20 protein-coding genes are annotated in these 18,319 nt (G+C 71.8%); 6 read left to right on the forward strand and 14 right to left on the reverse strand.

Translation table 11 applies throughout. The annotated features are described in order from the left end of the window. Window positions 1-26: 26 nt before the first annotated feature. Both dhaK and GD970_RS21470 read left to right on the forward strand, forming a co-directional pair. The gene (dhaK, locus tag GD970_RS03575) at window positions 27-1,022 is read left to right on the forward strand and encodes a dihydroxyacetone kinase subunit DhaK (protein ID WP_152200869.1); all 996 of its coding nucleotides are present in this window, start codon (window positions 27-29) and stop codon (window positions 1,020-1,022) included. A gap of 76 nt (window positions 1,023-1,098) precedes the next feature. Beyond that, complete coding sequence (locus tag GD970_RS21470; protein ID WP_170297219.1) at window positions 1,099-1,266, forward strand: hypothetical protein; 168 nt, start codon at window positions 1,099-1,101, stop codon at window positions 1,264-1,266. Between the two features lie 58 nt (window positions 1,267-1,324). Here the strand turns inward: GD970_RS21470 and GD970_RS03580 are convergent, their stop codons facing one another. Further along, window positions 1,325-2,083, reverse strand: coding sequence for a DUF427 domain-containing protein (locus tag GD970_RS03580; RefSeq protein ID WP_211489735.1), 759 nt, complete (start codon window positions 2,081-2,083; stop codon window positions 1,325-1,327). Between the two features lie 97 nt (window positions 2,084-2,180). After that, on the reverse strand, window positions 2,181-3,008 hold the full coding sequence (locus tag GD970_RS03585; protein WP_152200872.1) for an NUDIX hydrolase: 828 nt from the start codon (window positions 3,006-3,008) through the stop codon (window positions 2,181-2,183). 83 nt (window positions 3,009-3,091) lie between these two features. On the opposite strand from GD970_RS03585, the gene GD970_RS03590 reads away from it, so the two are divergent. Further along, window positions 3,092-3,688, forward strand: coding sequence for a TetR/AcrR family transcriptional regulator (locus tag GD970_RS03590; RefSeq protein ID WP_152201063.1), 597 nt, complete (start codon window positions 3,092-3,094; stop codon window positions 3,686-3,688). Window positions 3,689-3,754: 66 nt separating this feature from the next. Here GD970_RS03590 and paaI read toward each other — a convergent pair whose 3' ends face one another. The 7 genes from paaI to paaA form a co-directional block, all read right to left on the reverse strand. Then, complete coding sequence (paaI, locus tag GD970_RS03595) at window positions 3,755-4,240, reverse strand: hydroxyphenylacetyl-CoA thioesterase PaaI (RefSeq protein WP_226925134.1); 486 nt, start codon at window positions 4,238-4,240, stop codon at window positions 3,755-3,757. Continuing rightward, the gene (locus GD970_RS03600; protein ID WP_152200874.1) at window positions 4,237-5,085 is read right to left on the reverse strand and encodes a 3-hydroxyacyl-CoA dehydrogenase family protein; all 849 of its coding nucleotides are present in this window, start codon (window positions 5,083-5,085) and stop codon (window positions 4,237-4,239) included. The genes paaI and GD970_RS03600 overlap by 4 nt, the downstream gene beginning before the upstream one ends. Window positions 5,086-5,119: 34 nt before the next feature. After that, window positions 5,120-6,208 (reverse strand): 1,2-phenylacetyl-CoA epoxidase subunit PaaE, encoded by a 1,089-nt coding sequence (paaE, locus tag GD970_RS03605; RefSeq protein WP_152200877.1) that lies wholly within the window; start codon window positions 6,206-6,208, stop codon window positions 5,120-5,122. 3 nt (window positions 6,209-6,211) lie between these two features. Next, entirely contained in the window at window positions 6,212-6,718 is a 507-nt protein-coding gene (gene paaD / locus GD970_RS03610; RefSeq protein WP_211489737.1) for a 1,2-phenylacetyl-CoA epoxidase subunit PaaD, read from the reverse strand. Beyond that, window positions 6,712-7,665, reverse strand: a complete 954-nt coding sequence (gene paaC / locus GD970_RS03615) for a 1,2-phenylacetyl-CoA epoxidase subunit PaaC (RefSeq protein ID WP_152200882.1) — start codon at window positions 7,663-7,665, stop codon at window positions 6,712-6,714. Before paaC ends, paaD begins: the two co-directional genes overlap by 7 nt. A gap of 7 nt (window positions 7,666-7,672) precedes the next feature. Continuing rightward, window positions 7,673-7,969, reverse strand: a complete 297-nt coding sequence (paaB, locus tag GD970_RS03620) for a 1,2-phenylacetyl-CoA epoxidase subunit PaaB (protein ID WP_170297220.1) — start codon at window positions 7,967-7,969, stop codon at window positions 7,673-7,675. A gap of 65 nt (window positions 7,970-8,034) precedes the next feature. Next, window positions 8,035-9,009 carry a 1,2-phenylacetyl-CoA epoxidase subunit PaaA gene (gene paaA, locus GD970_RS03625; protein ID WP_152200887.1) on the reverse strand — a complete coding sequence of 325 codons (975 nt, stop codon included), beginning with the start codon at window positions 9,007-9,009 and terminating at the stop codon, window positions 8,035-8,037. Between the two features lie 118 nt (window positions 9,010-9,127). Here paaA and paaZ point away from each other — a divergent pair, with 118 nt between their 5' ends. Together paaZ and GD970_RS03635 are read left to right on the forward strand one after the other, a co-directional pair. Then, window positions 9,128-11,155 (forward strand): phenylacetic acid degradation bifunctional protein PaaZ, encoded by a 2,028-nt coding sequence (paaZ, locus tag GD970_RS03630; protein WP_152200889.1) that lies wholly within the window; start codon window positions 9,128-9,130, stop codon window positions 11,153-11,155. Window positions 11,156-11,195: 40 nt separating this feature from the next. Further along, window positions 11,196-12,041: an enoyl-CoA hydratase/isomerase family protein gene (locus GD970_RS03635; protein ID WP_152201067.1), complete on the forward strand. Its 846-nt coding sequence runs from the start codon at window positions 11,196-11,198 to the stop codon at window positions 12,039-12,041. 47 nt (window positions 12,042-12,088) lie between these two features. Here the strand turns inward: GD970_RS03635 and GD970_RS03640 are convergent, their stop codons facing one another. The 5 genes from GD970_RS03640 to pdhA form a co-directional block, all read right to left on the reverse strand. Then, window positions 12,089-12,829 (reverse strand): enoyl-CoA hydratase/isomerase family protein, encoded by a 741-nt coding sequence (locus GD970_RS03640; protein ID WP_152200892.1) that lies wholly within the window; start codon window positions 12,827-12,829, stop codon window positions 12,089-12,091. Then, the gene (locus tag GD970_RS03645; protein WP_152200894.1) at window positions 12,822-14,012 is read right to left on the reverse strand and encodes a thiolase family protein; all 1,191 of its coding nucleotides are present in this window, start codon (window positions 14,010-14,012) and stop codon (window positions 12,822-12,824) included. Before GD970_RS03645 ends, GD970_RS03640 begins: the two co-directional genes overlap by 8 nt. A 63-nt stretch (window positions 14,013-14,075) precedes the next feature. Further along, the gene (locus GD970_RS03650; protein WP_152200897.1) at window positions 14,076-15,455 is read right to left on the reverse strand and encodes a dihydrolipoamide acetyltransferase family protein; all 1,380 of its coding nucleotides are present in this window, start codon (window positions 15,453-15,455) and stop codon (window positions 14,076-14,078) included. Then, window positions 15,452-16,474 carry an alpha-ketoacid dehydrogenase subunit beta gene (locus tag GD970_RS03655; RefSeq protein WP_152200899.1) on the reverse strand — a complete coding sequence of 341 codons (1,023 nt, stop codon included), beginning with the start codon at window positions 16,472-16,474 and terminating at the stop codon, window positions 15,452-15,454. Before GD970_RS03655 ends, GD970_RS03650 begins: the two co-directional genes overlap by 4 nt. Then, entirely contained in the window at window positions 16,471-17,568 is a 1,098-nt protein-coding gene (pdhA, locus tag GD970_RS03660) for a pyruvate dehydrogenase (acetyl-transferring) E1 component subunit alpha (protein WP_226925137.1), read from the reverse strand. The genes GD970_RS03655 and pdhA overlap by 4 nt, the downstream gene beginning before the upstream one ends. A 218-nt stretch (window positions 17,569-17,786) precedes the next feature. Here pdhA and GD970_RS03665 point away from each other — a divergent pair, with 218 nt between their 5' ends. Beyond that, complete coding sequence (locus GD970_RS03665) at window positions 17,787-18,266, forward strand: Lrp/AsnC family transcriptional regulator (RefSeq protein ID WP_152200903.1); 480 nt, start codon at window positions 17,787-17,789, stop codon at window positions 18,264-18,266. The last annotated feature ends 53 nt before the right edge of the window (window positions 18,267-18,319 follow it).

Here is an 18,319-nt window from a genome sequence, read left to right on the forward strand (position 1 = left end):
TCATTCACAACGATGTGGAGGACGCCGTGAAGAAGTTCGTCAACGACCCCAAGGACTACGTCCCCCAGATGCTCAGGGGCATCGAGCTCGCCAACCCGGACACCCTGCGCTACGTGCCCGAGTACAACCTCATCATGCGGGCCGACGCCCCGCGCAACGACAAGGTCTCCATCATCCAGGGCTCGGGGTCGGGCCACGAGCCCGCCCACGTCATGAGCGTGGGCAAGGGCATGCTCGACGGCGCCTGCCCCGGGGACGTCTTCGCCGCCCCGCCGTCGGACTACGTCTACGAGACGGCGAAGCTCCTCGCCTCCGACAAGGGCGTGCTGCTGCTGGTCAACAACTACACCGGCGACAAGATGGCCTTCGAGATGGCCCAGGAGCTCGCCGAGGCCGACGGGATCACCGCGCGCACCCTCTTCATCGACGACGACGTCGCCGTGCAGGACTCCACCTACACCGTCGGCCGCCGCGGCGTCGCGGGGAACTTCTTCGTCATGAAGGCCGTGGGCGCCGCCGCCGAGGCGGGGGCGGACCTCGACGAGGTCGTCCGCATCGGGGAGAAGGTCAACTCCGTCACCCGCACCCTCGGCATCGCCCTGACCGCCTGCACGCCGCCGGCGAAGGGGGCGCCGCTGTTCGAGCTCGGCGACGACGAGATCGAGATCGGCGTCGGCATCCACGGCGAGCCGGGGCGGCGCCGGGCGAAGATCATGTCGGCGGACGCGATCGTCGACGAGTTCCTCGGCGCCGTGGTCCCCGACCTGCCCTACAGCTCCGGCGACGACGTCGCCCTGATGATCAACGGGCTCGGCGGCACCCCCCTCAGCGAGCTGTACCTGCTCTACGGCATCGCCCACGAGAAGCTCACGGCCCAGGGCATCAACGTCCGGCGCAGCTACGTCGGGGAGTACTGCACCTCCCTGGAGATGGCCGGCGCCTCCCTGACCCTGGTCAAGCTCGACGACGAGATCACCAGGCTCCTCGAGGCGCCCGCGGAGATCGCCATCCGCGTGTTCTGATTCCCGCGGCCGCCGATGTCCCGAGGTCCGGCGTCGTGTGTCGCGGCGACGACCGAAGCGACGTAGGAATGAGGCCGTGGGCAGGTCTGCGGTGATCGTGCTGTACGTGCTCGCGATGGTCGTCGTCGTGGTCGGCGTGGACCTCCTGTTCTTCAGGCACCACTTCTGGCCGCGGCTGATGGTCAACGTCGGCATCGTGCTGGTGTTCGGGGCGTTCTACCTCAGGTACCTCAGGCGTGCGTGAGCCCGGCCAGGCCCTCGGTCAGACGCGATCTCGGCGCTAAGGTCGACGAGCCGGCGCTCTAGGCGGTCGGTTCCTGGCCGTCGACGGTGATGTGCAGGTCGGGGCTCTTCTCGGGCCAGAACGCGACCAGCCCCGCGACCTTGACCGACTCGGGCAAGGGAGTGCGATAGCACCACGCGGCATCACGGATCGTGGCCCCTTCGACGGCCAGGTCCCAGTACGTCGCGGTCCCCTTGTAGGGGCAGTGAGTGACGGTGGCGGTGGGGATCAGCCGATCCATGCGGACGTCGACCTGCGGGAGGTAGTAGCGCGGGACGAGCCCGGTCTCGTACAGGACGACGGGGCGGTGCGAGTCGGCGATGACGGCGCCCGCGACCGTCACGATGACGTGCCGACTGCTGGAGAGGGCGTCCACGCGCACGTACGGGCTGCGGGGGTGGGTGAAGACGATCTCGTCCTCCTCCATCCAGGTGTCGAAGGCCGACCAGGTCAGGGCGTACGCGTCGCGCAGGGCCACGACGCCGGCCTCGGGGTGACGGCGGGCTGCCCCAGGCACGACCCGCCCCGCGAGCAGGGCGTCGAAGAGCTCGCTGACACCGAGTGCCGCGGACGCCGGACCGGTGCCGGTCGGTCGCAGCTCGACCTTCAGGTCCGCCGCCGGGAAGAAGTACTCGGGGACGTACGGGTGCTCCCAGACCAGCAGCGGTGCCCGGGAGTCCACCACGAGCTCGCCAGAGCTGAAGGCGCGCACGCGCTTGAGACCCTGCTGCACCGTTCCCGGTGCGATCACGAACGGGTTCTTGACGACGTCAGGCACGAGACCAGTGCACTCCCGGTCGTCCCACGGCGCCCGGCGGAGCCCCCGACGGCGATGTCGTCGCACGCCACCGATGTCCTCGCCTCACGCCCGCCCCTCACGATCGTTCCGGCAGGTCGACGACGAGGACCAGGTCACCCCCTCGCGCTTCGAGCCGGGGGCGAACGATGCCCGTCCGCCGAGGTTCTCCGAGCAGCTCGGCGAGGCTGCTGGCGGCGGCGAGCTCCTCGAGGCAGATGCGTGTCGGCGGCAACAGGGTGACTTCGCCGCGTTCGGCTCGATCGAGGACGTCGGCGGGCACGCACCAGATGGACTCCGAGGCCTCGTCGCCGGTGTTGCGGGCCATCTGCGCCGCCGGCACGACGCCGAGGAAGAAGTGGGTGTCGTAACGCCGGGGCTCGTACTCCGGGGTGACCCAGCGCGCCCAGGGGCGCAGCAGGTCCGCCCGGATCGCCAGGCCCCGGCGCTCGAGAAGTTCCGAGAACGTCAGTTCCCGGGCGACGAGACGTCGGCGGTCACGCTCCCAGTCCTCCCCGTCCACCCGCACGACGTCGGGGGAGCCCGGCACGGCGGCGAGAAGCACCCCGCTCTCCTCGAAGGTCTCGCGCACGGCAGCGCAGACGTGCCGGCGCGCGTGCTTCGGCGTCGTCCCGAACGCGTCCGCCCAGGCCCGCGGGCTTGGGCCCTCCCACAGCAGGTCGGCGTCCGCGTCCCGCGCGTCGACGCCCCCGCCGGGGAAGACGAGTGCACCCGGCGCGAAGGCCATGGTGAGGTGGCGACGCAGCATGAACACCTCTACGCCCGCGGCGCCCTCCCTCACGAGCAGGACGGTGGAGGCGGGGCGCGGAGCCGCCACCTTCACGTCGTCGAGCCACAACCGGGCGCGGTCGACAGCCGCGGCAGGGAGAGGGAAGACCCGTTGCATGCGGTGAGCCTAGGGCCACCGGACCTAGGCTCCATGGCAACGGCGCCGGCGGAGCCGAACATGAAAGGCTGGGGGCCGTGACCGTGACGACTCCACGTTCCCGGCCCGGCCGGCCGGGCCATGACCGCGATGCCGTGCTGGACGCGGCTGTCGCCCTCTTCATCCGCAAGGGCTACGACGCGACCAGCATCGATGACATCGCGAAATCCTTGGGCCTCACCAAGTCGGCTGTGTACCACCACGTCAGCAGCAAGGAGCAGCTTCTTGCGGAGGCGCTGGACACGGCGCTCGACGAGCTGAGCAGCGCGGTGGACTCCGTGAGCTCGGCGTCCGGGTCGTCGTCGCAGAGGCTGCGCGAGGTGGTACGCCGCAGCGTGCAGGTTCTGGTTGCGCATCAGCCGGCGGTGACGCTGCTGCTGCGCGTCCATGGGAACAGCGAGACAGAGGTCGCCGCACTTCGCCGACGGCGAGCGATCGATCGCGCGTTGGCCGGCCTGGTCAAGGAAGCGGTGAACGAGGGTGCGCTGCGCGGGGATGTCGACCCGGAGCTGATCAGCCGCCTGCTGTTCGGCATGGTGAACTCGATCGCGGAGTGGTACCGGCCCGATGGACAGATCTCGACCGATCAGCTCGCCGCGACCGTGACCACCGTGGTGTTCGACGGCCTCGCGGCGCCCTGACCCGAAGAGGACTGCCGCGGTGACGCCCGCCCGGCGGTCGACGAGGGGCAGTCACCTCCAGGCGGCTCAAGCTTGCGCACCGGTCTCGACCGGGCGCCCGAGGGACCGGCTCCGTCCCCGGAACTCGGCCACGGTCGTGTGGCCTCCGTCGGCGTCCGTGCGGCTGATCGAGACGTCGTAGATCCCGGATCGGCCCGCACCGCTGCGCCGCATGGCGGTGGCCAACAGCTGGTCTCCCGCCCGCACCGGTGCCAGGAAGGTGATGTCGAAGCCGGCGGCGACGGTGACCTCGCCGAAGGAGTTGCAGGCGACGGCGAACGCCGTGTCGGCGACGGCGGCGACCAGGGCGCCGTGGCAGCTGCCCCAGCCGTTGACCATGTCCTCGCGGACCGTCATGGCGACGACGGCGTGGCCGGGGCCGACGGCGCACAGCTGCATGCCGAGGGCGGCGGTCGCCCGGTCGTTGGCGAGCATGACCTCGGCGCTGCGGACGGCGATGGCCTGGGCGGCGCCGGAATCGGCGGCGCCGGAGTGCGCCGCCCGCTCGCTCACCACTGGTAGAACCCCTCCCCCGTCTTGCGCCCCAGCTTCCCGGCCGCGACGAGGTCGCGCAGGATCTGCGGCGGCTCGAAGCGCGCGCCGACGTGCTCGGCGAGGTGCGAGGCGACGGCGAGTCGTACGTCGAGGCCGACGATGTCGGTGGTGCGCAGGGGCCCGACCGGGTGGCGGTAGCCCAGCGTCATCGCGGTGTCGATATCGGCGGCGGAGGCGACCCCCTCCTCCAGCATGCGCATGGCCTCGAGGGCGATGGCGACACCGAGGCGGCTGGAGGCGAATCCGGGCGAGTCGGTGACGGTGATGGCCGTCTTGCCCAGCGCGGTGACCCAGCGCTGTGCCCGTGCCACGAGGGCAGCGTCGGTCTTGGCGCCGACGACGATCTCGACCAGGTCGCTGGCCGGAACCGGGTTGAAGAAGTGGAGGCCGAGGAAGCGTTCCGGTCGGTGAAGCCGCGCGGCAAGTCCGTCGATCGACAAGGAGCTGGTGTTCGTCGCCAGGGCGGCAACCCGGGCCGCCCCTTCGATCGTGTCGAGGATCCTGGCCTTGAGGTCGGCGTCCTCCGGGACGGCCTCGATCACCAGCTCTGCCGAGGAGAGAGCGTGGGCATCGTGGCTCACCTCGAGCCGGGCGACGTAGTCCTCGATGCTGTGGTCGAGCGTGCCGCGATCCTGGGCGACGGTGAGGCTCTTCACGACGCGATCGCGAGCGGCCGCAGCCGCACCCGGGCTGACCTCGATGACGGTGACATCCGCCCCCGAGACGAGAAAGGCATGGGCGATGCCGGCGCCCATGCGGCCGCCGCCGTAGACTCCGACACGGGCGGGCAGGATGCCGGTCATCGGTCTGGGTCCTTTCGGCGTTCCGGTGAGGCGGTCAGGCGTCGAAGTCGACAGTGACGCTGGCGCCGACCGGATAGGACTGGCAGGTCAGCACGAACCCGGCGTCGATTTCCGCCGGCTCGAGCGCGTAGTTGCGTCGCATGTCGACCTCGCCGTCGGTCACCCTGGCGCGACACGTGCCGCACACGCCGCCCTTGCAGGCGAAGGGCAGGTCGGGCCGCGACGCCTGGGCGGCGTCGAGGATGGTCTGGTCCTGAGGCATCGCCGCGGTGGCCGAGCGTCCGTCGAGGATCACCGTGACATCGGTGGTGGGGCCGTCGGGGCCTGGCGTCACGCGCCTGAGCTCGGGCGGCGGGGCGTCCGCGTAGAAGAGCTCGACGTGGATACGGCCGGGGCTGACTCCGAGCTCGGTGAGCACCTCGCGCGCGTCGTTGATCATGGCGAACGGGCCGCACAGCCAGATGTCGTCGAACAGCTCGACCGGCAGCAGCACGTCGAGGATCCGCCGGAGGCGGTCGGCGTCCAGGCGACCGGAGAAGAGCTCCACGTCGCGAGGCTCTCGGGACAGCACGTGCACGACCTGCAGCCGGGCGCCGAAGGTGTTCTTCAGGTCGCCGAGCTCCTCGGCGAACATCACTGACCGGCTGGTGCGGTTGCCGTAGAGCAGGGCAACCTCGGCGTCACCGTGGGCGAGCAGCGAGCTGGTGATCGACAGCAGCGGGGTGATGCCCGAGCCGACGGCGATGCAGAGATGCCGCCCGCCGGCCCGCGGATTCGCGGTGAACGTGCCGGTGGGCCCCTGAACCTCGATCTGGTCGCCCGGTCGCACCTGCCGCGCGAGCCAGCCGGAGAAGATCCCGTCGGGGATCTCGCGGACCCCGATCCGCGGACGTGCCCCCACGGGCGCACAGATGGAGTACGACCGCCGCTCCTCGCGCCCGCCGACGGTGCGGCGCAGGGTGAGCGACTGCCCCGGGGCGAACGCGTACGCGTCGGCCAGCTCCGGCGGCACGTCGAAGGTGACGGCCACGGCGTCGTCGCACAGGTGCTCGACGTCGGCGACGGTCAGCGCGTGGAAGGGCGCCGAGCGGGCAGAGCGCGCCGGGGAGTGGGCGACGACCACGGCTCAGATCTCCTTCACGTGCTCGAAGGGCTCGAGGCACGAGGTGCAGCGGTAGAGCGCCTTGCACGCGGTCGCCCCGAACTCGGACGTCAGCTCGACGGCCTGCGAGCCGCAGCGGGGGCAGCTGAGCCGGCGCCGGGTGGGCAGGAGCGTCAGGGCGATCGGGCCCGAGGGTCGAGGCGCCTTGCCGGGGGCGGACAGGCCGTGGTCGCGCAGCGCCTGGCGGCCGCGTTCGGTGATCCATTCGCTGGACCAGGCCGGGCTGAGCGCGATCTCGACCCGGGCGTCGTACCCGGCGTCGCGCAGCTTGTGCAGCAGGTCGTCGCGCATGGCTGCCATCGCCGGGCAGCCGGAGTAGGTCGGCGTGATCGTGACGACGACGCCACTGCCGGACTGCCGTACGCCGCGCAGCACCCCCAGGTCCTCGAGGGTGAGCATCGGCATCTCCGGGTCGGTGACCGACGCGGCGATGGCATACGCGGAGGCCGTCTGGACCGTCACGGTCACCACCGCCCCATCGGGTGAGCACGCGCGACCACCTGCATCTCGGCCAGCATGCGGGACAACGCCTCGGTGTGCAGGCCACTGCGTCCGGTGCGGCCCTGGACCCCGGCCAGCGGCGCCGTCCCGGGGCGGTCGACACCGCTGACGGCGAGAAGGTGCTCGAGGACCGCGTCCACCTCGTCGGCCACCTCGGCCGGGTCCACCCCGACGCCGGCGGCCGCGGCTCTCGCCTCGGTCGGGTGCGTCGACAACGGCTCGGCGTAGAGAGGCCACAGCCAATCCAGACCGCCGAGCAGCCGGTGCCGCGACTCCTCGGTACCCCGGGCGAGGATGAGGAACCAGCGCCCGGCGAAGTCGCGGTGGTAGGTCAGCTCCTTGACCCCCTTGGCCGCGATCGCGGCCAGCACCGGGTCGCGGCTCTCGACCAGGCGGGCGAACACGGCCAGCCGGATCGTGGAGAACAGCAGCAGTCGCACGACGGTGTGTGCGAAGTCGCCGTTCGGGACCTCCGCGAGCCGCACGTTGCGGAACTGCTCCGCGTCGCGGAAGAAGGCCAGGGCGTCCTCCGCGGGAACCGGTGAGCCCTCCGGCAGGGCCGGCACGACCGTCGGGTCGGCGGCCGCGGCACGGGCCAGCAGGAGCCGCGCCTGGCCGAGGAGGTCGAGGGCGACGTTGGCCAGCGCGATGTCCTCCTCGAGGTCGGGCGCGTTGCTGCACCACTCCGACAAGCGCTGGGACATGACGAGCGCGTCGTCGCCGAGCATCAGGCAGTAGGTCGCCAGGTCCGTGGCGTCGACGGCGTCGGGCACGGTGGTGTCGACGCCGGCCAGCGGGTCCTCGAAGTCGGTGCCGAAGGCCCACTGGGAGTCGTCGCCGACGACGTCGTGGTGCTCGAGGAGGGCGTCGTAGACGTTGCCGGCGGCGGTGCTCGGGTCGGGGGTGGGGGGCGACATCAGCGGCTCACATGTGGGGGACGTCGTCGGGGATGGCGTAGAACGTCGGGTGGCGGTAGACCTTGTCGCCCGACGGCGCGAAGAGCGGGTCCTTCTCGTCCGGGCTCGAGGCGGTGATGTCGGTGGACCTGACCACCCAGATGCTGACGCCCTCGTTGCGGCGGGTGTAGACGTCGCGGGCGTGCCGGACGGCCATGTCGTCGTCGGCGGCGTGCAGCGACCCGACGTGGACATGGTTGAGGCCGCGCTTGCCGCGCACGAAGACCTCGTACAGCGGCCACTCGCGCTTGCTCGCACGGTCCATGGGGGTCGGCCCCTCTTGCGGCGGCGCGGCCCCGTGGCCGCCCTCGCCGGTGACCTCGGGCCCGCTCACGACGCCTTCTCCTGCTGGACGGCGGACCTCTCCGCGAACGCCAGGGCCGCCTCCCGGACCCAGGCACCGTCCTCGTGCGCCCGGCGGCGGTGAGCCAGGCGCTCAGCGTTGCAGGGGCCGTTGCCCTTGACCACCTGCGTGAACTCCTCCCAGTCGGGCTGGCCGAAGTCGTGGTGACCGCGCGCCTCGTTCCACCTCAGGTCGGGGTCGGGCAACGTCACGCCCAGCGCCTCGGCCTGGGGCACCGTCATGTCCACGAAGCGCTGCCGCAGGTCGTCGTTGGTGTTGCGCTTGATCCCCCACGCCATGGACCGGGCGGTGTTGGGCGAGTCCGCGTCGGGCGGGCCGAACATCATCAGCGCCGGCCACCAGAACCGGTTCACCGACTCCTGCACCATCGCGCGCTGCTCGTCGGTGCCGCGCATCATCGTCATCAGCAGCTCGTACCCCTGCCGCTGGTGGAACGACTCCTCCTTGCAGATCCGGATCATCGCCCGGCCATAGGGTCCGTACGACGTCCGGCACAGCGGCACCTGGTTGCAGATCGCGGCGCCGTCGACCAGCCAGCCGATCGTGCCGACGTCGGCGTAGGACAGCGTCGGGTAGTTGAAGATCGAGGAGTACTTCTGCCTGCCGGCCAGGAGCATCTCGGTCAGCTCCTGGCGCGACACGCCAAGGGTCTCGGTGGCCGAGTAGAGGTAGAGCCCGTGGCCCGCCTCGTCCTGGACCTTGGCCAGCAGGATCGCCTTGCGGCGCAACGACGGGGCCCGGCCGATCCAGTTGCCCTCGGGCTGCATCCCGATGATCTCGGAGTGCGCATGCTGCGCGACCTGGCGCACCAGGGTCTTCCGGTAGCCCTCCGGCATCCAGTCCCGCGGCTCGATCCGGTCGCTGCGGCCGACGGTCGCCTCGAACCGCTCGAGCAGCTCGCGCTCGGCATCCGGGTCGATCTCGGCGTCCGTCGTGCGCATGATGCCTCCTCGCATCAAGCCATTACTGACCGTTCGGTCTGTTACCTTGACACGCGGAGGGCCGGCCACGCAAGCGGTCGCGCAGACGTCCGCCAACCGAGACTGGGATGGAGCCTTCGTGACTGGGATGCTGGAGAGCTACGCCGCCGGGAGCTGGTTCCGGGCCGACGACGAGGGCCGGCCGGTCCGTGACGCCACCACGGGCGAGGAGGTCGCCCGGATCAGCTCGACCGGCCTCGATCTCGGCGCCATGGTGCAGCACGCGCGCACGGTCGGCGGGCCGGCGCTGCGGTCGCTGACCTTCCACGAGCGCGCCGGGCTGCTCAAGGCGATGGCCAAGGACCTCACGGCGCACAAGGACGAGCTCTACGAGCTCTCCTACGCCACCGGGGCGACGCGCCGCGACTCCGCCGTCGACATCGACGGCGGCATCGGCACGGTCTTCTCGATCGCCAGCAAGGGCACCCGCGCGATGCCCAACGACACCGTCTACCTCGACGGCGACACCGAGCGGCTCGGCCGCACAGGCAGCTTCGTCGGACAGCATCTGTACACGTCGCGGCCCGGCGTCGCGGTCCAGATCAACGCGTTCAACTTCCCGGTCTGGGGGATGCTCGAGAAGCTGGCGCCCGCCTTCCTCGCCGGCGCACCGACCATCGTCAAGCCGGCCGCCCCCACGGCGTACCTCGCCGAGGCCGTCGTCCGCCGCATCATCGACTCCGGCCTCCTCCCGGAGGGCACCTTGCAGCTCCTCTGCGGCAGCCCGCACGGCCTGCTCGACGAGCTCACCGTGCAGGACCACGTCAGCTTCACCGGCTCCGCGCACACCGCCGGCCTGCTGCGCACCCACCCGAGCGTGCTGGGCGGCGGCGTCGAGCTGACCGTGGAGGCCGACTCGCTGAACTGCTCGATCCTGGGACCGGACGTCACCTCCGACGCCCCCGAGCTCGACCTGTTCGTCAAGGGCGTCGTGACCGAGATGACCGTCAAGGCCGGGCAGAAGTGCACCGCGATCCGCCGCGTCATCGTCCCGCGCCACGCGATGGACACCGTCGCGGAGGCCATCACCGCCCGGCTGGCGCGAACCACCGTCGGCAACCCCCGCTCCGAGGACGTCCGGATGGGCGCCCTGGTCAGCCTCGACCAGCGCGAGGAGGTGCGCAAGGCGATCCAGTCGCTGCGAGCCTCCTCCGAGATCGTCTTCGGCGACCCCGATCGCAGCGACGTCATCGACGCGGACGCCGAGCGCGGCGCGTTCCTCTCCCCCGTCCTCCTCAGGGCCGCCGACGGCGCCGCCGAGCCGCACGACGTCGAGGCGTTCGGCCCGGTGAGCACGCTCATCGCCTACGACGACGTCGCCCACGCGGTTGCCCTCGCCGCGCGGGGCAGGGGCAGCCTCGCCGGCTCGCTGGTGACGCACGACGCCGACGTCGCGCGGGAGGTCGTCCTCGGCCTCGCGCCCTGGCACGGCCGCATCCTCGTGCTCGACCGGGACGACGCCCCCGAGTCGACCGGCCACGGCTCCCCGCTCCCCGTGCTCGTCCACGGCGGACCGGGCCGGGCCGGCGGCGGCGAGGAGCTCGGCGGCATCCGCGGCGTCCTGCACCACATGCAGCGCACCGCCATCCAGGCCTCCCCCGACATGCTCACCGCGATCACCGGCCGATGGACCACCGGCTCGGCCCGGCGCGAGGACGGCATGCACCCGTTCCGCAAGAGCCTGGCCGACCTGCGCATCGGCGACACGATCGCGTCGGAGCCGCGAGCGGTCACGCTGGCCGACATCGACCACTTCGCCGAGTTCACCGGCGACAGGTTCTATGCCCACACCGACCCCGAGGCGGCGGCACGGAACCCGCTCTTCGGCGGGATCGTCGCTCACGGTTACCTGGTCGTCTCCCTGGCCGCGGGGCTGTTCGTCGACCCAGCACCGGGCCCGGTGCTGGCGAACTTCGGCGTCGACAACCTGCGCTTCCTCACCCCCGTGAAGGCCGACGACTCGATCGCGGTGACCCTCACGGTCAAGCAGATCACCCCGCGCACCTCCGCCGACTACGGCGAGGTCCGCTGGGACGCCGTCGTCACCAATGACGCCGGCGAGTCGGTCGCGACCTACGACGTCCTCACCCTCGTCAGCAAGGAGTGAGGCGCCTGAGGCACCGCGTTCCGGCGCCGGGCCTCGCACGATGTCCGCTCACCCGCCTCGAAGTCCGCTCACCCGCCTCGAACAGGAGGACACGACCTTGAGCACGAGCCTCGTCACCCGGGACGGCACCGTCGCCACCGTGACCCTGAACCGGCCCGACCGACGGAACGCGCTGAACGAGACGCTGAAGGCAGCGCTTCTCGAGGCGCTCACGGACGTCGGCACGGACGAGACGGTCCGCGCCGTCGTCCTCGCCGCCGAGGGGCAGGCATTCTGCGTCGGCCAGGACCTGGCCGAGCACGCCGATCGGCTCTCCGCGGACGGTCCCGCTGCCGCCTTCGAGACCGTGCCGAACCACTACGCGCCGATCGTCGAGGCGCTGGCAACGATGCCCAAGCCCGTCGTGGCGGCAGTCAACGGGACGTGCGTGGGAGCCGGGCTCGGCCTCGCGCTCGCCTGCGACCTGCGCGTCTTCGCCGAGGACGCGACCCTGGGCACCGCCTTCACCGGTATCGGGCTCACCTGCGACTCGGGGCTCTCGGCCACGCTGACGCGGTCGGTGGGCGAGTCGCGCGCGCGAGAGCTGGTGCTGCTCGGCAAGACGTTCACGCCGGCCGATGCCGTCGGTTGGGGCATCGCGGGGCAGATCGTTCCACGGGCGGACGTCCACGCGACCGCGGCGCGTCTCGCAGCCGATTTCGCCGCCGGCCCGACCGTGGCGTTCGCCGAGTCCAAGCAGCTCATCGCCGGCGCACTGGATCGCAGCTTCGCAGCCACGCTCCGGGCCGAGGCGGAGGCGCAAGACAGGTGCGGCGCGACCAGTGACCACCGCGACGCCGTGAACGCGTTCATCAGGAAGTCGAGACCCACCTTCACCGGTCGGTGAGATCCGCAGCGCTCAGCTGACGGCGCCGACCGCGGCAGGCATTCCGGTCATGTCTTCCTCCGCTCGAGGAACGCCGTCATGCGGCGCTGCTTCTCGGGGCTCTCGAACAGCTCGGCCTGCAGCGCGAGATCGATCGCGGGGTGCGCGTCGGCGGGGGCGTTCAGCGCGGTCTTGGTGTGGCGGATCGCGAGGGGATCGTTCGCGACGACGCGGTCGACGATCGCGTGCGCGGCCGCCTCCAGGTCGGCGGGCGGGTGAACCGACGAGAAGATGCCCCAGGCCAGCGCCTCCTCGGCGCCGAGCACCCGCCCGGTCAGCAGGAGCTCGGCGGCGCGAGCGTGTCCGACGATGCGCGGCAGGCGCCACGTCGCTCCGGCCGCGGCGATGATGCCCAGACCCGGCTCGGGGTTGCCGATGCGCACGTCGGTGGTCGCGATGCGGATGTCGGCGGCGTAGGCGAGCTCCGCGCCGCCGCCGAGTGCGTACCCGTCGACCGCCGCGATCACCGGAAGCGGCAGCCGGCTGATGCGGTCGAAGACGTGCGTGTTGATGCCGCGTCGGGCGTCGTCGGCACGGCGGTCGCGCAGCTGGCCGATGTCGGCGCCCGACGCGAACACTCCGCCGGCGCCGGTGAGCACCAGCACCCGGGGCGCGCCCTCGAGCTCGTCGCACAGGTCGTGCAGACGGTCCACGAGCTCCTGGTCGATCGCGTTGCGGGTCGCGGGTCGGTTCAGGGTCGCCACGACGCGATCGCCGTCCTCGACGACGCGGAGCACCTCGTCAGCCATCGACGCGCTCCACGATGACCGCCGAGCCTTGGCCGACGCCCACGCACATGGTCGCGAGACCGACGCGGGCGTTCTCGCGCTCGAGCCGGCCGAGGAGCGTGACCAGCAGGCGCGACCCGCTGGATCCCAACGGGTGGCCGAGCGCGATCGCGCCGCCGTCGGCGTTCACGATCTCGGGATCGAGGCCGAGGCGCCGTATCGAGGCGAGCGACTGCGTCGCGAAGGCCTCGTTCAGCTCGACCGCGCCGAGGTCGTCGACCGTGAGACCGGCCTTCGCCAGGGCCTTCCGGGTCGAGGGCACCGGGCCCAGTCCCATGATCTCGGGGGCGAGCGCCGCGGAGGCGGCCGCGACCACGCGGGCGCGAGGCCGCAGTCCGAAACGCTCGACCGCCCGCTCGCTGGCCACGAGCACCGCGGAAGCGCCGTCGTTGAGCGAGCTGGAGTTGCCCGCGGTGACCACCGTGCCCCCGCGCACGACGGGACGCAGCGCCGCGAGCGCTTCCGCGGACGTCTCGCGCCGCGGCCCCTCGTCGGCGGTGACGTCGCCCTTCGGGGTGGGCACCGCGACGGTCTCGTCGGCGAAGCGACCGGCGTCCATCGCGGCGAGCGCGCGCTGGTGGCTCCGGAGGGCGAAGGCGTCGGCGTCCTCGCGGGTGATGCCGTCCACGCGCGCCACCTCCTCGGCGGTCTCGGGCATCGAGAAGGTGGCCTTCTCGCGCGCCGCGAGGCGCGGGTTGACGAGGCGCCATCCGATCGAGGTGTCGAACGCCTCCCCCGGCTTCGCCCACGCCCGCGCGGGCTTGGCCTGGACCCACGGCGCGCGGGTCATCGACTCGACACCGCCCGCGACGACCAGGTCGGCGTCGCCGGCCCGGATCGCCTGCGCCGCCAGCGTCACCGCCGACATCCCCGAGGCGCACAGACGGTTGACCGTGAGCCCGGGAACGCTGTCGGGCAGTCCCGCCAGCAGCACGGCCATCCGCGCGACGTTGCGGTTGTCCTCACCCGCCTGGTTCGCGGCGCCCAGGATCACCTCGTCGAGCGCCTCCGGGTCGACGCCGGTGCGGCGCACCACCTCGCCGACGACGAGGGCCGCCAGGTCGTCGGGGCGGACGTCGGCGAGAGCTCCTCCGTAACGCCCGACCGGGGTGCGGACGCCGCCCACGAGGAATGCTTCGGTCATGGCGCGTCTCCTCGTGCGACGGTGTGCGCCGCTGCCCGGTGTCGGGATGCGACAGGGCGGTGGTCACAGCTCCGCATAGAGACCCAGCGGATTCTCGATCGATCCCGCGACATGGCGCAGGAACCCGGCCGCGTAGCCACCGTCGCACACGCGGTGGTCGAACACGAGCGAGAGCTGCACGATGCGACGCGCCACGATCGCGCCGTCGACCACCCACGGCCTCTCGATGATGCGGCCGATTCCCAGGATCGCGACCTCGGGGTGGTTGATGATCGCCGCGGAGCCGTCGACGCCGAAGGAGCCGTAGTTGTTGAGCGTGAAGGTCGAGCCGCGCAGCCGCTCGGGCGGGGTGCGTCCGGCGCGCGCCGACTCGGCCAGGGCGCCCAGCTGCTCGTCGAGCTCGCGCACCGACAGCCGGTCGGCACGCGGGACGTGCGGCACCACGAGACCGCGGTCGGTGTCGGCCGCGATGCCGAGGTTGACGCCGTCGAAGGTCATGATCTCGTCGCCCGCCTCGTTGAGCCGGGACGCCAGGAGCGGGTACTCGGCGAGAGCGAGCAGGACGAAACGCGCCACCAGGGCGGTCAGGGACGGCGCCTGGCGGTCGCCGCGCGCCATCCGCGGGCGCAGCTCCCACATGGCGGTCGCGTCGACGTCGACCCACACGGTGGCCTCGGGGATCTCGGAGCGACTGGCGCTGAGCCGCGCGCTGACGGTGCGTCGCAGCATCGAGAGCGGTTCGCGTGCCACCACCTCCAGGTCGGTGGGGACGGATATCGCGGCAACGGGCGCCGCGGCCCCTTCCGGCGCGGCCGGCTGACCCGGAACGGCGGGCTGAGCGCCGTCGGCGGCCCGCAGCACATCGGCGCGCGTGACCACCCCGTCCGTCCCCGTCCCCGTGATCGAGGCGAGCTCGACACCGAGGTCCCGGGCGAGGCGCCGGACCAACGGCGAGCGGACCGCGATCGCACCTGGCCCGTCGTCGGTGCGGGCCGTGGTGGCACCCGGCGCTGCCGGGGCGGCAGCACGACGGCGACGACGTGCCGGTGAGGGGTGCGCCGAGGTGCCGTACCCGATGAGGACGTTGCCCGAGCCGGCGCGCTCCTCCTTGCGGTGGGCCTCGATCTCGGTGGTGTCCTCGGCACCGGCCGTCGGTCCGGTCGCCGCCGAGGAGGCCGTGGTGGCGGGACGTTCGGTCCGGACCTCCAGGACGGGAGTGCCGACAGGGATCAGGTCACCGGGGACGCCGTGGAGTGCCGTGACGACGCCCGCGTAGGGGGTGGGCAGCTCGACGACGCTCTTGGCGGTCTCGACCTCGGCGATGGCCTGGTCGACCGCGACGACATCGCCCACCGCCACCAGCCACTGGACGAGCGCCGCCTCGGTCAGCCCTTCGCCGAGATCGGGCAGCCGGAACTGCTGGGTGTGCAGGGTCGCGCTCATGCGTCCTCCCAGCTGAGGGTGTCGACGGCGTCGAGGATGCGGTCGACGTCGGGCAGGAAGTAGTGCTCGAGCTTCGGCGGTGCGAACGGCACGTCGAAGCCCGTCACCCGGCGGACGGGAGCGGCCAGGTACTCGAAGCAGTGCTCCCCGACGCGCGCGGCCAGCTCGGACGCGACGCTGGCGAACCCGGCGGCCTCGGCGACGACGACCGCCCGGCCCGTCTTGCGTACGGCGGCGAAGATGGTCTCGTCGTCGCACGGCGTGAGGGTGCGGACGTCCACGACCTGGATGCTTCGGCCCTCGCTCTCCGCCACGGCGGCCGCGTCCAGCGCGACGCTGACCGCGGGGCCGTAGCTGATGAGCGTGACGTCCGTCCCTTCGCGAGCGACCTGCGCCCGGCCGATCGCGGCTCCGCGCGTGACATCGACCTCGCCCTTGGTCCAGTACAGCTTCTTGGGCTCGAGGAAGACGACCGGGTCGGGATGCGCGATCGCGGCCCGCAGCAGGCCGTACGCGTCCTGCGGCGTCGACGGGCACACGACGGTCAGCCCCGCGGTGTGCGCGTAATAGCCCTCGGAGGAGTCGCAGTGGTGCTCGACGCCGCCGATCCCGCCGCCGAAGGGCACGCGGATGACGATCGGGACCCGGATGGTTCCCCGGGTGCGGTTGCCGAGCTTCGCGGCGTGGCTGACGACCTGCTCGAACGCGGGATAGGCGAACGCGTCGAACTGCATCTCGACGACCGGCCGCATCCCGTTCATCGCCATGCCGATGGCGGTGCCCACGATGCCGGACTCCGCCAGCGGCGTGTCGAAGCAGCGGTCGCCGCCGAACCGCGCCGTCAGCCCGTCGGTGACGCGGAACACCCCTCCCAACGCCCCGACGTCCTCGCCGAACACCAGCACGCCGTCATCGGCCGCCATCGCGTCGGCGAGCGCCCGGTTGAGCGCGGCCGCCATCGTCAGCGGCTCGACCGCAGCGTGCCCGGTCGCCTCCTGCGGACGTTCCACCGTCGTCATCGATCGTTCCCTTCGGTACGCCGCAGCTCATCGTGGAGCAGCCGCCACTGGCGTTCGAGGTGAGCGGGACGCTCGGCGAAGACGTAGGTGAACAGGTCCTCGGGATCGGGCTCGACCTCGGTGTTCATCGCCGTCCGGAGCACTGCGGCGGTCTCCTCCGCGGCGTCCCTGATCTCGGCGTCCAGCGCCTCGTCGAGCACGCCTGCGTCGGTCAGGTACGTGCGCATCCTGGTGAGGGGGTCGCGCGCGGTCCAGGCGGCGACCTCGTCGCGCGCGCGGTAGCGCGTGTCGTCGTCGGCATTGGTGTGCGCCTGCATGCGGTACGTGTGTGCCTCGACGAGCGAGGGGCCCTCCCCCGCCCGCGCACGGTCGACGGCTTCACCCAGGACGCTGAGCAGCGCCGCCACGTCGTTGCCGTCGACGCGCTGCCCTGGCATCCCGTACCCGACGGCCTTGTGGGCCAGCGACGGCGCCGCGGTCTGGCGCGCGAGCGGCACCGAGATCGCAAATTCGTTGTTCTGGATGAAGAACACGACCGGCAGGCGGTAGACCGCTGCGAAGTTGAGAGCCTCGTGGAAGTCGCCCTCGCTGGTCGCACCATCACCGCACAGCGCCATCACGACGGTGGACTCCCCGCGCAGCTTCGCGGCGTGGGCGAGCCCCACGGCGTGCAGCAGCTGGGTCGCGAGCGGGGTCGCCTGGGGCGCGACGCGATGCTTCTTCGGGTCGTAGCCGCAGTGCCAGTCGCCGCGCAGGAGGACCAGCGTCTCGGCGGGGCTCACGCCGCGCGCGATGACGGCGACCGAGTCGCGGTACGTGGGAAACAGCCAGTCCTGCTCGTCGAGCACGAGCGAAGCCGCCACCTGGCAGGCCTCCTGGCCGTGCGACGAGGGATACACCGCGAGGCGTCCCTGCCGCACGAGCGCGTTGCACTGGTCGTTGATCCGGCGCCCCGCGACGAGCTCGCGGTACGCCTGCAGGAGCGCTTGGTCGTGCGGGCGCGCGTAGACGTCGTCCGGGTGCGCGGCGCCGTCGGCATCGATGAGGGATACCGGCACGGCACGAGGCAGCAGCGTCTCGGGGGTCGCGGGCACTGAGGCTCCTGGCTGGTCATCACGTCGTCGGGATGGCGAGACGCTACAAGAATGCGACATATCCTCCGCACCAACGGCCGATGCCGAGACGCATTTACCAAATAGACTGCCTCGGACACAGAACGTCTTATGGACGCCGCGCAAATCTGACAGGTCGTCCGTTCCCCGTGGACATGCACCCGACCCAAGGGTGGGTGTGCCCCAGAAGGAGGAGAGCCATGACGCTCGACGCCATCGACACGGCGCTCATCGACATCCTCCGCGAGGACGCGCGCATCTCCATCAACGCCCTGGCTGACCGCGCCAACATCTCGCGCTCGAACGCCTACGCCCGGCTGCACCGACTGACCGAGGCGGGGGTGATTCGCGGCTTCACCGTGCGCACGGACCCGATCCGCGAGGGGTATCACACCTCCGCCTACGTGGCACTCTCGATCGACCAGAGTGAATGGAAGCCCATACGTCAGCGGCTCACCGCGCTGCCCGAGGTCCGCCACATCGCCCTGGTCGGCGGCGAGTTCGACGTCCTCACGCTGGTGCGGGCCCGCGACAACCAGGACCTGCGACGGGTGGTCCTGCAGGAGATGCAGGCCATCCCGGGGGTCCGGTCGTCCCGGACCTTCCTGGTCTTCGAGGACCTCGACACTCCGACGCCGTCTCCGCGGCTCGCGTCCACCAGCGCATCGGGCTCGCCATGATCGTCGGCGACGCACCGCACTCCGGCGAGCCCGGTCGTGGGGAGCAGGTGAGA

It is taken from the genome of Georgenia thermotolerans (genome assembly GCF_009193185.1).
GTDB classification, from domain to species: Bacteria; Actinomycetota; Actinomycetes; order Actinomycetales; family Actinomycetaceae; genus Georgenia; species Georgenia thermotolerans.